13 protein-coding genes are annotated in these 14,346 nt (G+C 41.8%); 3 read left to right on the top strand and 10 right to left on the bottom strand.

Features of this window, described 5'->3' with window-relative positions; translation table 11 throughout:
* Positions 1-133 precede the first annotated feature (133 nt).
* The 10 genes from J8Z25_RS10835 to leuS are packed head-to-tail and all read right to left on the bottom strand — an operon-like array spanning position 134 to position 10,746.
* Complete coding sequence (locus J8Z25_RS10835) at positions 134-1,294, bottom strand: serine hydrolase (protein ID WP_054551673.1); 1,161 nt, start codon at positions 1,292-1,294, stop codon at positions 134-136.
* A gap of 54 nt (positions 1,295-1,348) precedes the next feature.
* Entirely contained in the window at positions 1,349-2,113 is a 765-nt protein-coding gene (locus tag J8Z25_RS10830) for a septal ring lytic transglycosylase RlpA family protein (RefSeq protein WP_130051159.1), read from the bottom strand.
* Positions 2,113-3,219 carry a rod shape-determining protein RodA gene (gene rodA, locus J8Z25_RS10825; RefSeq protein WP_167658325.1) on the bottom strand — a complete coding sequence of 369 codons (1,107 nt, stop codon included), beginning with the start codon at positions 3,217-3,219 and terminating at the stop codon, positions 2,113-2,115. Before rodA ends, J8Z25_RS10830 begins: the two co-directional genes overlap by 1 nt.
* Positions 3,216-5,096, bottom strand: a complete 1,881-nt coding sequence (gene mrdA, locus J8Z25_RS10820; protein WP_130051161.1) for a penicillin-binding protein 2 — start codon at positions 5,094-5,096, stop codon at positions 3,216-3,218. The genes rodA and mrdA overlap by 4 nt, the downstream gene beginning before the upstream one ends.
* Positions 5,097-5,104: 8 nt before the next feature.
* Positions 5,105-5,575, bottom strand: a complete 471-nt coding sequence (gene rlmH / locus J8Z25_RS10815) for a 23S rRNA (pseudouridine(1915)-N(3))-methyltransferase RlmH (protein WP_036967350.1) — start codon at positions 5,573-5,575, stop codon at positions 5,105-5,107.
* Positions 5,576-5,602: 27 nt separating this feature from the next.
* Positions 5,603-5,920: a ribosome silencing factor gene (rsfS, locus tag J8Z25_RS10810; RefSeq protein ID WP_130051162.1), complete on the bottom strand. Its 318-nt coding sequence runs from the start codon at positions 5,918-5,920 to the stop codon at positions 5,603-5,605.
* Between the two features lie 56 nt (positions 5,921-5,976).
* Complete coding sequence (gene nadD, locus J8Z25_RS10805) at positions 5,977-6,612, bottom strand: nicotinate-nucleotide adenylyltransferase (protein ID WP_167658324.1); 636 nt, start codon at positions 6,610-6,612, stop codon at positions 5,977-5,979.
* Positions 6,613-6,624: 12 nt separating this feature from the next.
* On the bottom strand, positions 6,625-7,665 hold the full coding sequence (gene holA, locus J8Z25_RS10800; RefSeq protein WP_130051164.1) for a DNA polymerase III subunit delta: 1,041 nt from the start codon (positions 7,663-7,665) through the stop codon (positions 6,625-6,627).
* Positions 7,665-8,156, bottom strand: coding sequence for an LPS-assembly lipoprotein LptE (locus J8Z25_RS10795; RefSeq protein ID WP_250661029.1), 492 nt, complete (start codon positions 8,154-8,156; stop codon positions 7,665-7,667). Before J8Z25_RS10795 ends, holA begins: the two co-directional genes overlap by 1 nt.
* Position 8,157: 1 nt before the next feature.
* Positions 8,158-10,746 (bottom strand): leucine--tRNA ligase, encoded by a 2,589-nt coding sequence (gene leuS, locus J8Z25_RS10790; RefSeq protein WP_178927166.1) that lies wholly within the window; start codon positions 10,744-10,746, stop codon positions 8,158-8,160.
* Between the two features lie 186 nt (positions 10,747-10,932).
* Between leuS and J8Z25_RS10785 the strand changes: the two genes are divergently transcribed.
* The 3 genes from J8Z25_RS10785 to bamJ all read left to right on the top strand — a co-directional run bounded on the left by J8Z25_RS10785 (position 10,933) and on the right by bamJ (position 14,336).
* A complete protein-coding gene (locus J8Z25_RS10785) occupies positions 10,933-11,391 on the top strand; it encodes a zinc ribbon-containing protein (RefSeq protein ID WP_130051167.1) in 459 nt (152 codons plus the stop codon).
* A gap of 69 nt (positions 11,392-11,460) precedes the next feature.
* On the top strand, positions 11,461-13,863 hold the full coding sequence (locus tag J8Z25_RS10780) for a Lon protease family protein (RefSeq protein WP_130051168.1): 2,403 nt from the start codon (positions 11,461-11,463) through the stop codon (positions 13,861-13,863).
* Positions 13,860-14,336: a BamJ family beta-barrel-assembly machinery protein gene (bamJ, locus tag J8Z25_RS10775; protein WP_167658321.1), complete on the top strand. Its 477-nt coding sequence runs from the start codon at positions 13,860-13,862 to the stop codon at positions 14,334-14,336. The genes J8Z25_RS10780 and bamJ overlap by 4 nt, the downstream gene beginning before the upstream one ends.
* Positions 14,337-14,346: the final 10 nt, after the last annotated feature.

The following is a 14,346-nucleotide window of genomic DNA, read 5'->3' as shown; positions in this document are numbered from 1 at the left end:
ATTTCTTGGCGTTAAGCAAACTTAGATTACGACGCACTCGACCCAGCGCGACTTATATGGGGCGCATTCTATCATTTTTCAGACAAAAAAAAACGCCTTGCGGTGCAAGGCGTTTATAAACTTTACTAGCAGATTACTGAATTTGTAAACGCAGGTAATCGTAGATCTTGCTAAAGAAGCTACCTTCTTCCACTTCTTCTAGTGTAACTAGTGGGTATTGAGCAATTTCTTCACCTTCAAGCTGTAAGAAAAGCGTGCCTACTTTAGTTCCTTTAGCCAGTGGTGCTTCTAACGTTTTATCAAGCTCGAAGTTTGCTTTTAAGTTTTTACGCTGACCACGCGGGATAGTAATTGGCGTGTCTTCTAAGATACCTAGCGATACGTTTTCTTTGTTACCCATCCAAATACGTTGTTCTGCAAAGCTATCGCCTGCTTTGTATGGGGTAATTGTTTCGAAAAAGCGGAAACCATAGTTAAGTAACTTTTTGCTTTCAACTTTTCGTGCACGCTCGCTTTCAGTGCCCATAACCACCGCGATTAAACGCATGTCGTCTTTAGTTGCTGAAGTGACTAAGCTATAGCCAGCTTCAGACGTATGGCCAGTTTTAATACCGTCAACATTCATGCTTTCATCCCACAACAGTGAGTTGCGGTTGTACTGCTTGATACCATTAAAGGTAAATGATTTTTTAGCGTATACTTCGTATTCATCTGGTACATCACGGATAAGAGCTGCACCTAATGTTGCCATATCGCGTGGTGTTGTGAAGTGTTCGTTAGTATCTAAACCGTGGCTATTTACAAAGTGGCTGTTAGTCATGCCAAGTTTTTCAGCATGCGCATTCATTAAATCAGCAAATGCACTTTCACTACCAGCAATGTGTTCTGCCATAGCTACACAGGCATCGTTACCAGATTGAATAATGATACCGTGATTAAGGTCATCAACACTGATCTGCTTACCTACTTCAATAAACATTTTTGATGACTCAGGAAAATTCTTTGCCCAAGCTTTTTCACTCACTGTAACCATATCGGTTGGAGCAATATTACCTGCTTTGATTTCAGTACCAATAACATAACTGGTCATCATTTTGGTTAAACTAGCAGGTGCTAGCTTTGTATCAGCTTCGCCTTCGGCAATTACTTTACCTGTGGTGAAATCAACCAAGAAATAACCTTTCGCATTAACTTGAGGTGGGGCAGGGATAATTTGGGCTGTTGCAGAAAATACGCTAGCAGTGCAAACAAGGCCACAAACGCCACTTAAGATTTTATATTTTATAGATTTCATCGTACTCATTAATGGTTAAAGTTAAACATGTTGCGTTGACCTATTCTAAAGGTCTTACTCACTGTAAAGCAAGAACGCGTTCTGAAATTGGTTTTGTTTTAGCTTTTCTAAAACAGCCTGTGCTTCTGCGGCATCTTTTATTGGACCAAGACGTAATCGATAGATTCCATCTTTTTCAACAATGTTTGTTGGCACATGATATTGCTGACGAAGTTGAAACGCGAGCGCCTCAACATTAGCAAGAGTACTTCCCGCTGCAACCTGAATGTAGCTTAAACGAGGGGCAGAATTTGCAAGGGTAACAGCCTCAACCTTAACACGGGCTGTACCTTGTCGGTAATAACCCAATTTATAGGCCGCAGAATAAGATAAATCGATAATCCGATCTTCATGAAACGGTCCTCGGTCATTAACACGAACAATCACTGATTTACCGTTATCTAAATTTGTTACTCTGGCAAAGCTTGGTAGAGGGAGTGTTTTATGAGCTGCTGTCATTGCAAACATATCGTAGACTTCACCGTTTGAGGTGTGATAATTATGAAATTTTCGGCCATACCATGAAGCGATGCCTTCTTCTGCATAGCCTGTTTCATCAAGCATTGGCGTGTAGCGTTTACCACGAACTTCGTAAGGGCGACTGGCGCTGGCACTTTTAACAACAGGGGTAACTATCGCATCTTGCATTTCAAGTTCGGTCGGTTTACGAAGCGGCGCAGCATCATGTTCCATAGCATAGCGACCTTGCTGCGAAGAACTACATGCTGCTAGCAGCATTGAGAATAACGCTATTAATAAGAAATTGACTCGCTGTGTCATTATTTTAAAAGCATCCTTTTATCGGTGGCGATCGACATAATAATGCCAAATCCAGCCATTAAGGTCACCATTGAAGTGCCACCATAACTTATCAGAGGTAACGGAACGCCTACAACAGGCAGTAACCCAGATACCATACCAATATTTACAAATACATAAACAAAGAAGGTAAGGGTTAATGCACCGGCAAGAAGTTTACCAAAAGCATCTTGCGCGTTTACCGCAATATACAAGCCACGACCAATAATAAACAAGTACATACACAGCAATAAACAAACCCCAAAAAGGCCAAATTCTTCGCTTAGAACAGAAAAGATAAAATCGGTGTGACGTTCGGGTAAAAACTCTAATTGCGATTGAGTTCCTTGTAACCAGCCTTTACCTTCAATTCCTCCGGAGCCTATAGCAATTTTCGATTGAATAATGTGATACCCAGAGCCAAGAGGATCACTTTCTGGGTCCAAAAAGGTAAGTACTCGCTGCTTTTGATAATCAAGCATAACATAATGCCAAAATGGCCAAGCTGCTAATGCCACTGAGGCTGATAAAAAGCCAATTAAGCGCCAACTAAGCCCAGATAAAAACAATACAAATATACCTGAACTAGCTATCAAAATAGAGGTACCGAGATCGGGTTGTTCTTTAATTAAAATGGTTGGCACCATCACTATGGCAAAACCAATAATTAAATGCAGTGGACGAGGGGGAAGATGATTGCGACCAATATACCAAGCAACCATCATAGGCACAGCAATTTTCATTAATTCTGATGGTTGGAAACGGGTTACACCTAGGTCAAGCCAGCGCTGCGCTCCTTTTGAGCTAACCCCAAATAATAACACTCCTACCAGCATTAGTAGCCCCACACAGTAAAGCGGAATTACCATGCTTTTTAAAGTATTAGGCGAAAACTGAGCGAGAATGAACATACCGAGAATAGCGCCAAACATACGCGTTGCATGGCGTATCATCATTGCAGAGTCTTGGCCACTGGCGCTGTATACAATCGCTAAACTTGCAACCATCATAGCCAAAAGGGCTACAAGTAGCGGTAAATCGAGGTGTAGACGCTGCCAAATTGAGCGCTTTTTATTTAATGGGATCATGGCGCGTCACTTTGGGTAATTTGAATTGGGTTAGCTGAGAAGTAGTAATCCATTAATTGACGAGCAATAGGAGCTCCAACCGTACTACCACCCCCAGTGTTTTCTACAACTACAGAGACAACAATCTGCGGGTCGTTATAAGGTGCAAAACCAACATAGATAGCGTTATCTCGTTGACGCTCTTTTAGCGACTTAGCGTCGTAACGTTCACCTTGTGCGATACTTACCACCTGCGCAGTACCTGTTTTGCCAGCAGGGTCGTAACTTGCCCCTCTAAATGCTTTATGTGCAGTACCAGTGACTTTGTGCACTGTATTATGCATAGCATCGAGAGCAATTTGCCAATGATGAGGATTTTTTAGTTCCACTGGGGGCTTTTCGTCATTGTTTATTTGCGTTACTTCATTTTCTTTTTTGGCTACTTGCACAAGATGTGGTGGATGATCGAGTCCACGGTTTACCAATATATTGGTTGCGTTAGCAATTTGCATTGGTGTGGCAGTCCAGTAACCTTGCCCGATCCCCACTGAAATTGTATCGCCACGCCACCAAGACTCTCTAAAGCGACCTTCTTTCCACTCTTTAGATGGCATTATTGCAGAAGTTTCTTCATGGATATCAATACCAGATAACTCACCAAATCCAAATTGATACATAAAATCACTGATTTTAGTAATGCCTAAACGATACGCAACGTCGTAAAAGTAGGTATCGCAAGACTCTTCAATGGCTTTGTAAACATCAACATGACCATGACCCCAACGCCTCCAGTCACGCCATTTGTGATCGACATTTGGAATCTGAAAAAAGCCCGGATCCCACATTTGTGTTTGCTCGGTAACCAGGCCTTCCTCAAGCGCTAAAATAGCCATGAGAGGTTTTACTGTCGATGCTGGTGCGTAACGACCCTGTGTAGTTCGGTTTATAAGTGGCCGGTCCGGGTTGAGCAGCTTTTTGTAGTCGGTACTACTGATCCCATGTACAAATAAGTTCGGATCATAACTGGGGTTTGAATACAGAGCTAATACGCCGCCATCTTTTGCATCAAGTACGACAACGGCACCACGCATATCTTTTAGAGCATGCTGGGCTATTTGTTGCAGGCCAATATCCAGGGTGAGTACTAAATCATGACCTGGTTCAGGTGGAGTAAGGCTCAATGTACGAATAACTCGGCCACGGTTATTCACTTCAACACGCTGTGAACCCACCATGCCATGCAGGAGCTCTTCATAATATTTCTCAATACCAAGCTTCCCAATGTCGTGAGTTGCACGGTAATTAGTAGCTTGATCTTCTGCTTCAAGCTTAATGAGTTCTTTTTTGTTGAGTTTGGCAACATAACCTAAGGCATGGGTGAGGGTATCACCATAGGGGTAAAAACGAGCTAACCGAGCTTCGATGCTAAAACCAGGGAATTTATGCTGATTAACAGAGAACTTTGCTACCTCAGTCTCGTCTAGACGGGCCTTTAATACTTGGCTTTTGAAACGGCGATTGTGCTTAATATCATCTAAAAAGTCGGCCTTTTGTTGCTCACTAATTTCGATGATCTGTTTTACTTCTGTTAGAGCTTTATCAAGATCGTCAACTTCTTCAGGGATCACTTCAAGATTGTAAACAGGTTTGTTCTCAGCCAATAATACGCCATTTCTGTCGTAAATGAGCCCTCGGTTAGGAGCAATAGGAATGACCTTGATTCGGTTATCGTTCGAACGTGTTTGATAATCTTGATGATCAATAACTTGGATGTTGTACAGGTTAGATAGCAACACACCAATTAACAATGTAACAAACACAAAGCCCACAAAGGCACGGCGAGCAAATAAGTTTGCCTCAGCCGAGTGGTCTCTAATCGTGGGTCTGTGTTTTCGCATTGGTTTTACTACTCGCGATGATAAGGGTGGTTGTTATTCAAGCTCCAGCCTCGGTATAGGCTTTCTGCAACAATAATACGCACCAATGGGTGCGGTAGTGTAAGGTTTGATAATGACCACTTTTGCTCAGAGGCTGCGATACACTCTGGTGCTAAACCTTCGGGTCCACCAATCAACAAGCTGACATCACGACCATCAAGCTGCCATTTTTCCATGCTTTTCGCCAACTGGTGGGTATCCATGGGTTTACCCGTTACTTCAAGAGTAACAATACGGTTACCTTTAGGAATAGCTGCAAGGGTCTTTTCACCTTCAAGTTGTAAAATACGTTTGATATCAGCATTTTTACCACGTTTACCAGCGGGGATTTCAATAAGCTCAAGCGGCATATCACGCGGAAAGCGACGTTGGTATTCTGTGAATCCGGTTTCAACCCATGCTGGCATTTTGGTGCCAACAGCAATCAATTGTATTTTCAAAATGGTTACCTATGTCTTTGCTAAGGGTTAGCCCCAAAGTTTTTCTAGATCATAGAAGTCGCGAGTTTGGTCTTGCATTACGTGCACAACCACATCACCTAGATCAACCAGCACCCATTCGCCTTCGTTTTGGCCTTCGTAACCGAGAGGCTCTTCTCCAGCATGGCGTGCTTCTTTAGCAACGTGATCCGCAATAGATTGTACGTGGCGTTTAGAGTTTCCTGAGCATACTAATAAGTAATCAGTAATATCAGACTTACCACGAACATCAAGTTGCACCACATCACGGGCTTTCATATCGTCGACTTTATCAAGGGCAAATGCGAGTAGTTGTTTAGAATCCAAAGTGTTATCTCAAAAATAAATAATCTTAATTTGTTATTTTATCACGCAGACAGTATTTATTCATCTGTTTGGTAAAGATGATGCTGCGCAATGTATTGACTTACCGTGGTAGGTAAAAGTTCCGCTATATTATCATTTAAATGCAGCTTTTTTCTGATTTCGCTTGAGGCAGCATTAACTTGTAAGCCATCTAAAAAGAATAACTTACCTGCATGGGTTTGTTGCAGTTGGCTGAGCTGCTCAGTAAAAGCATTTTCTTTATAAACCGCTAACTCACCACTTACTTGACAGTGTTGACCCGGACGTTGATAAACAACGATATGGCATAGTTCGACAATTTCTTGCCATTTAAACCACTTGTCTAGGCTATTGAATGAGTCCATGCCGATTAAAAACATAATCGGTGAAGACGGATTTTCTGCACGAAGCTCTTTTAAGCTCAGTAGCGAATAAGATGCACCTTCTCTATTTAACTCTCGATAATCAATAGCAAAATGTGGGTTGTTTTCAATCGCGAGTTTCAGCATGTTAATTCGATGCTCATCACTTATTCCTGGCTTAGCTTTGTGAGCGGGAATAGCGCAAGGCATGAAGTAAAGGGTATCAAGTTGACACTGCTGAACGCATTGCTGGGCCATATTAATATGACCTAAGTGAATCGGGTCAAAGGTGCCACCGAAAATAGCAATCATGAATTGTCACTCTTAGTCGAAGACTGGGTGGCAAGGTAAAGGTATTGCCACTGGTTGGCAAAACATTAAGCATATGTGCATTAATGCTTGGTAGGGAGCTACGAGGTTCCCTTGTTTATAAGCTGCATCAAACTGAGCTAACTGAACTGTAATTTGTTCGAGTACTTTAATATTTAAGCGGTTTAAGGCTTGTTGAACAATCGCTTGTTGATTTTTCCAAATATTAAATTGCTTGTATAAATCAGCCATGTTGGCACCATTTAAGCGCCCATGTTGCATCGCCAGTAAATTTGCAGCTTCTTTGTTAATAGCCCAAAAAATACTCATTGCTTCGGTATTATCAGCGGCAAGTTTAGTCATTACTTTAACGGCTTGCTTGGCTTGGCCATTTAATAGAGCATCACTTAAGTCAAAAATATCAAACTTAGACTGGTTAAGCAGTCCTTGCATTACGGCTTGTTGGTCAATTAGCTCACTGCCGTAGAGTAAAGACAGTTTTTCTAGCTCTTGATGACAGGCAAGTAAATTACCTTCTGTGGCATCAATCAAGCTTTGTTTAGCATTGTTATGAAGGTTCAAGTTTAAACGGTAACATTGCTCATCCAACCAACGACTTAGATGATTACCTGTGAGGGGATAACAAGGAACGAATAAGCCTTGTTTATCTAAGGCCTTAAACCAAGCACTGCGTTGAATATCTTGGCTGGCTTTGGCACCTTTTAAAACCAAAATAGTATCGGGATTAGCAAGCTCAACAAGTTGTTTAAAGATTTGGCTGCCTTGAGTACCTGGTTTTTGCTCGTTTAAATCAAACTCAATTAAGGTACGAGCACTAAACAGCGACATACTCTGGTATTGAGCAACAATTTCTTGCCAATCAAAACCTGGCATTAAGGTAAATTTAATGACCTCGTCAAAGCCTTGCTGTTTAGCAGCTTGGCGAATTTGCATGACACACTGTTCAATTTGAAAAGGCTCTTCACCAAAGACCATGTAAAAAGGCGCTAGGCCTTTTTTTAACTGGCTCGGAAGTTGGTTTGCATAACAACGCATTAGAGTTGTGATAACTCACGAACGATACGGCGACTCGCTTGTTTACGAATTTCGTTTAATAGTAAATCAAGTTCTTTTGCCTTTGCAAGGGCATTGTCAGGGTCGTCTTGGTAGTTACGATACAGCTCAAAGCTTTGATTTATGGCTTTTTGACCTGGTCGCTTTAGGGTATAGCTTACACTATAGGCAAGTTCATATTCAGCAACCTGACCATTATCAAATAATGACAATATTTGACGCTCTAGACGGTCTTTGTGGATGATTAACTCAGGGTATAGGCTGTCACTTTCGTTTAGCTTTACTTGACTAGCAATAAGCTCTTTCTCAACTAATTCGAATAGCGCTGATTTTTTATCATCACCAGCAAGGGTGATCACTTTCAAGTCTTCAGGCAAATTAGAGGCTTTCTTTAAGTGAAAGCCACAACTTGTTAGTAGTAAACAGACTAGCGCAAGGGCTAGTCCGTTTTTCAGTGCTTGAAGCGCTGCCATCTTAATTAGCAACCACGTTAAGTAGTTTGCCAGGTACGTAAATCACTTTACGGATGGTTACGCCATCAGTGAACTTAGTCACGTTTTCTTCAGCAAATGCTAGCGTTTCAACTTGCTCTTTCGTTGCATCTGCAGGCACTGTTAACTTAGCACGTAGCTTACCGTTAACCTGTACAATGATTAGCTTCTCATCTTCAACAAGCGCTGATTCATCAACCTTTGGCCATGCTGCATCTAAGATGTCGCCTTCTTTGCCAAGGTCTTGCCATAACTGGTGACACATATGCGGCGTGATAGGCGCAAGCATGATAAGCAATGCTTCAAGAGCTTCGTTAGCAATAGCTACATCTTGCTTATCTGCAAGTGGTGCTTTTAATAATTTGTTAGAGATTTCCATGATTGCTGCAATCGCGGTGTTGAATGTTTGACGACGTTCAACGTCATCAGTTACTTTTGCAATTGCTTTATGAAGCTCACGACGTAGTACTTTTTGGTCGTTGTTTAATGCTGACTTATCAAGCGCTTGGTAGCCTACTGTTTCTACATCAACAGCGTATTTCCAAATACGTTTTAAGAAACGCATTGCACCTTCAACACCTGAATCAGACCATTCAAGAGTTTGCTCTGGTGGTGCTGTAAACATCATGAATAAACGAACTGTATCTGCACCGTACTCGGCAATAACTTGTTGTGGGTCGATACCGTTGTTTTTCGATTTCGACATTTTGCTCATGCCTGCAGAGAATACTGGCTCGCCATCTTCTTTGTGCCAAGCCTTAACAACACGACCTTTGTCGTCTGTTTCAGTTTGTACGTCTGTTGGGGAAATCCAAATATCACCGCCTTTCTCATCTTTACGATAGAAAGTATCAGCTAGTACCATGCCTTGACATAATAAGCGCTCAAATGGCTCATCTGAGTTTACTAAACCAAAGTCACGTAATAATTTGTGGAAGAAACGCGAGTAAAGTAAGTGCAAGATCGCATGCTCAATACCACCAATGTATTGGTTTACTGGTAACCAGTAATTTGCGGCACCTGGCTCAATCATACCTTCGTCAAAACGAGGGCTACAGTAACGCGCGTAATACCATGATGATTCCATAAAGGTATCGAAGGTATCTGTTTCGTGGAATGCAGGTGCGCCATTTACAGTTGTTTTAGCCCACTCAGGGTCAGCTTTGATTGGCGAAGTAACACCATTCATTACTACGTCTTCTGGTAAGCGAACTGGTAGCATGTCTTCAGTTGCTGCAAGCTCATCACCATTTTCGTCGCTAAGCATTGGGATTGGAGAACCCCAGTAACGCTGACGGCTAACACCCCAGTCACGGAGACGGAAGTTAACTTTACGCTCACCGACACCAAGTGCTTCTAGTTTGTCTGCAACCGCATTAAACGCTGCTTCAAACTCAAGACCATCGAACTCACCTGAGTTAACTAACACGCCTTTTTCTGTGTAAGCTTGGTTGTCTAAATCAACCGTTTCTTCAGAACCTGCAGCTGGTGCGATAACTTGAGTGATCTCAAGGCCATAAGCTGATGCGAACTCGTAGTCACGTTGGTCATGTGCAGGAACAGCCATTACAGCGCCTGAGCCGTAATCCATTAATACAAAGTTAGCAACCCAAATTGGTACTTGCTTACCTGTTAATGGGTGAATCGCATAAAAGCCAGTAGCAATGCCTTTTTTGTCCATGGTTGCCATGTCTGCTTCTGCGATTTTCGTGTTTTTACACTCATCAACAAACATTGCCACAGCATCGCTGTTTTTAGCGGCTTCTTGTGCAATTGGGTGACCTGCTGCAACAGCAACATACGTCACACCCATGAAGGTATCAGGGCGCGTTGTATAAACACTGAATGTATCGTCGTTATCAGCACGCTTGAATTCGATTTCTAAGCCTTCAGAACGACCAATCCAGTTGCGTTGCATGGTTTTAACTTGCTCAGGCCAGTGATCTAGTTTGTCTAAATCATCTAATAATTCTTGTGCGTAATCAGTGATTTTGATAAACCATTGTGGAATTTCTTTTTGCTCAACAATGGCACCTGAACGCCAACCACGACCATCAATTACTTGCTCGTTCGCTAGTACTGTTTGGTCAACTGGATCCCAGTTTACTGTTGACATCTTTTTGTATACTAAGCCTTTTTCGTAAAGCTTAGTGAAGAACCACTGTTCCCACTTATAATATTCTGGATGACATGTTGCGATTTCACGATCCCAATCATAACCAAAGCCAAGTTGCTTTAACTGATCGCGCATGTAATCGATGTTTTCGTAAGTCCACTTAGCAGGTGCGGTGTTGTTTTTGATTGCCGCGTTTTCAGCAGGAAGACCAAACGCATCCCAACCCATTGGTTGCATTACGTTTTTGCCTTGCAAGCGTTGGAAGCGAGATACTACGTCACCAATGGTGTAGTTACGAACGTGACCCATGTGGAGTCGGCCGCTTGGGTATGGGAACATCGATAGGCAGTAATACTTTTCTTTGCTCTCATCTTCAGTGACTTTAAATACTTGGTTTTCTTCCCAGTAGGCTTGTACTTTTGACTCTATGTCTTGCGGGTTATATTGCTCTTGCATCTACGATTCCAGACTTCTTGCAAATTAATAAAAAATTGTCGATAAGGATAACCCAAAATACATGCTAATCACAGCGGCAAATAGGCGCTTTTATTAATTTTCCAATGAAATATATTTTCAGGACAGGTTAACCTATACTCAACTAGTATAACGATTGATTTTTCATCACTTTTGAAGGAGTAAACGATGGCAGATTATAAATCTTGGCTTAGTGATTTGAGTGCTTGGCTTAAAGACGTAAAAGAGAATGAGCTAAAAGATGCAATGGAGAAATTTGTTGAGTCAGAGCAGGCACTTAAAGATTTAGGTCAAGAAAAGCTATATCAGTATCGTGACTATTTAAAGCGCGATATTGACCATATCAAAGAAAACGACAGTCATTATGACTCACTCGCTTGGCTAGAGCTCAAAGAGTCTCTTTGGTACGAATTGTCGCATATCGAAGATAAAACCCAGCTTGAATGGCAAGCATTAAACCAAGATTTTAAACACAATGGTGTGTATCAAGAAGGAGAATGGATAGCCATGGGCACATTAGTATGTAAAAATTGTCAGCATAGTTACGATGTTTACCATGCTACGCAAATTACTCCTTGTACTGAATGTGGCGGTATTTATTTTCGCCGTAAGGCATTACAACCTTAATCAGTGACGCAGGCTTGTGCTGGGCGTTACCTATAATGCCCAGTCAAAACTGGGAAATAAGAAGTTAGAATGACAAAAAAACTAATCCCTCTACCTGTTTCTGCGTTAGCACCTGAGATTGCTGCAAGCCATGTTGCCACTTGCATGCAAAACCCATATCCAGAAGCCTTACCATTTATTGGCCAGCAACGTGCACAAAGTGCCCTCGACTTTTCATTGGGGATGGAATTACCTGGATATAATGTTTATGTAATGGGTGAAGCGGCGCACGGACGTTACACCTTAGTAAAAGACAAGCTCACAGCCCATTCAAAAGACCGCCCAACGCCTAATGAGTGGTTGTACGTTAATAACTATGAAGACCACCGCGAGCCTATTGCGTTATTTATGCAAGCTGGTCAATCAAAACAGTTAGCAGACGATATTGACTCTTTCATTGATGAAGTACTCGATACATTCCCCGCTGCTTTTGATAATCCTGGTTATCAACGTAAGAAAAAATCAATCGACCGTGAGTTTACTGATACTTACGATGCGGCAATTACATCAGTCGAAATTGCTGCTCTTGAGCAAAGTGTGGCTCTGATTGAAGAAAATGGCGTCGTTGGCTTTGCGCCTTTGGTTAACGGTAAACAACTGAGTGACAGTGAATTTGCAGCCCTTGAAGAGCCATTGCGTATTGAGTTTTATGAGGTCATTGAAAAACTTGAAGATGCATTAATCGAAGCACTGATTGAGCTGCCTCGCTGGAAGCGTGAGTCATCTGAGAAACTGCGTAACCTTAAAAAATCAACTGCAGAGCTTGCCACTAAACCACTAATTAAAGCCCTTGAACACAAATATGCCACGCATATTGGTGTGTTACGTTACTTAAAAGACATTCGTGAAGAAATCATTGATGCAGTGCTTGAGTGGCTCGACGACGATGAAAACGACGAAAATAAAGAAGACTTTGACCGTAAAGGGATGCTCACAGACTTCTTTGCGCCAAATATCTTAGTAGAATACAAAGAAGATGATGCAGCGCCTGTGGTGTATGAGCCAAATCCAACGTTTGGTAATATCTTCGGAAAAATTGAATATGCGACTTCGCAAGGCTCTTTAATCACCAGTTACCGTTCAATACAACCAGGTGCATTGCACCGTGCTAATGGTGGTTATTTGATTATGGATGCAGAGAAAGTTATGTCTAACCCACAAGTGTGGGATGGCCTTAAGTTATCTTTAAAAACGCATCAAATCAAAAACGACTTACCTTATCAAGACAGCTCTGTGGGGAGTAGCTTTACATTACGTCCGCAGCTTATTCCCCTTGATGTAAAAATAGTGCTGCTAGGCTCACGGGAGCTCTATTACACAATAGGTGAATATGACGAAGAGTTTGCTGAGTTATTTCGTGTACTCGCTGATTTTGATTACTATTTGCCAAGCAGTGACAAACTGCAATATCAGTTCATTACCAAGGTCACTGAATATTGTCAGCAGACACTTAATTGCACAGTAAATGAAGCAGCGATGGCGAGGTTATTAAAATTTAGTTATCGTCAAGCTGAACATCATAACAAGCTCTCAGCTCGTTTTGCTGATGTATTAGAATTAGTGGCAGAAGCCAGTTTTTATGCCAAGCAAGATGGGCAAACTGTGATTGATGCTCATCACATCGATGAAGCTATTGTAGGTAAGCAATATCGCACCGGGCAAATTTCAGAAACCATGTTGAGTGATATCAAAGAGGGGCAAATTTTAATTGCTACTGAAGGTCACGCCGTGGGCAAAGTGAATGGCTTAACCGTGCTGCACATTGGTGATACTTCATTTGGTACCCCTGCACGTATTACCGCCACTGTGTACGCAGGTGCAGATGGCGTTATTGATGTTGAACGTGAAGCCGAGCTGGGTAAAGCAATTCACTCAAAAGGGGTGATGCTATTAACCGGTTACTTAGGTAATAAATATGCTCAGCAATTTAGCCTAACGCTCAGTGCCAATATCGCAATTGAGCAAAGCTATGGTTACATTGATGGTGATAGCGCCTCATTAGCAGAGCTTTGCGCGCTAATATCGGCAATTACTAATTTACCTATTAGCCAATCTATCGCGCTTACAGGCTCAATTAACCAGCATGGAGACGTGCAATCAATCGGTGGCGTCAACGAGAAAATAGAAGGCTTCTTTAAGCTTTGTAAAATGCGTGGCTTAACTGGTGAGCAAGGGGTGATTATTCCTAAATCAAATCAAGTCAATTTAGTGCTTGATGACGAAGTGCTCGATGCGGTAGAAAAAGGACGCTTTAACATTTATGCCGTTGAAACAGTTGATCAAGCACTGAGTTTATTAATGGATAAAGACGCAGGCGAAATGACACCACAAGGTTATCCTGATGGCTCAATAAATGCCCTAGCATTAGCAAGGCTTGCCAATATTGCTGATATCGTTAATGGCGATAATGATGATGAGAAGGACGCAGAATGATTAATTTAATACTTTTACTGATCATTGGTATTTTTTGCTTTTTAATTTTTAAAAATAGTAAAAAGGCGAAGCTACAAGCCCTTGAAAATGAAAAACTAGCAGCGGACTTTTTAGCGAACAATAGTAAAGCCGACGATGTTCATGAAACAGCATCTGGGTTGCAATACAAAATTGAGCAAAGTTCAGGTAATGACGCAAAACCAAATGCAACCAGTAAAGTAAAGGTTCATTATCATGGTACGCTTATGGATGGCAGTGTTTTTGACAGCTCAGTGGTAAGAAATTCGCCAATCAGCTTTGGCTTAAATCAAGTGATTGCGGGCTGGACTGAAGGCTTACAACTCATGAGTGAAGGGGATAAGTTTACCTTTTATATCCCGCCGCAGCTTGCGTACGGCCGTAAACGCGTAGGCAGTATTCCAGCAGGTTCATTGCTGATATTTGACGTAGAGTTGATAAAGATAGAATCTTAAATTTAATCTG

The sequence above is a fragment of the Pseudoalteromonas sp. SCSIO 43101 genome, from assembly GCF_023650775.1.
GTDB classification, from domain to species: Bacteria; Pseudomonadota; Gammaproteobacteria; order Enterobacterales; family Alteromonadaceae; genus Pseudoalteromonas; species Pseudoalteromonas apostichopi.
Note: the sequence above shows the minus strand (reverse complement) of the source record. Positions and strands in the feature narration are given on the sequence as shown.

Bases quoted from the DNA above. Each gene is read 5' to 3' on its own strand.
- J8Z25_RS10835 (WP_054551673.1), bottom strand. From the start codon at position 1,294: ATGAAATCTATAAAATATAAAATCTTAAGTGGCGTTTGTGGCCTTGTT.
- J8Z25_RS10830 (WP_130051159.1), bottom strand. From the start codon at position 2,113: ATGACACAGCGAGTCAATTTCTTATTAATAGCGTTATTCTCAATGCTG.
- rodA (WP_167658325.1), bottom strand. From the start codon at position 3,219: ATGATCCCATTAAATAAAAAGCGCTCAATTTGGCAGCGTCTACACCTC.
- mrdA (WP_130051161.1), bottom strand. From the start codon at position 5,096: ATGCGAAAACACAGACCCACGATTAGAGACCACTCGGCTGAGGCAAAC.
- nadD (WP_167658324.1), bottom strand. From the start codon at position 6,612: ATGATTGCTATTTTCGGTGGCACCTTTGACCCGATTCACTTAGGTCAT.
- holA (WP_130051164.1), bottom strand. From the start codon at position 7,665: ATGCGTTGTTATGCAAACCAACTTCCGAGCCAGTTAAAAAAAGGCCTA.
- J8Z25_RS10795 (WP_250661029.1), bottom strand. From the start codon at position 8,156: ATGGCAGCGCTTCAAGCACTGAAAAACGGACTAGCCCTTGCGCTAGTC.
- leuS (WP_178927166.1), bottom strand. From the start codon at position 10,746: ATGCAAGAGCAATATAACCCGCAAGACATAGAGTCAAAAGTACAAGCC.
- J8Z25_RS10785 (WP_130051167.1), top strand. From the start codon at position 10,933: ATGGCAGATTATAAATCTTGGCTTAGTGATTTGAGTGCTTGGCTTAAA.
- J8Z25_RS10780 (WP_130051168.1), top strand. From the start codon at position 11,461: ATGACAAAAAAACTAATCCCTCTACCTGTTTCTGCGTTAGCACCTGAG.
- bamJ (WP_167658321.1), top strand. From the start codon at position 13,860: ATGATTAATTTAATACTTTTACTGATCATTGGTATTTTTTGCTTTTTA.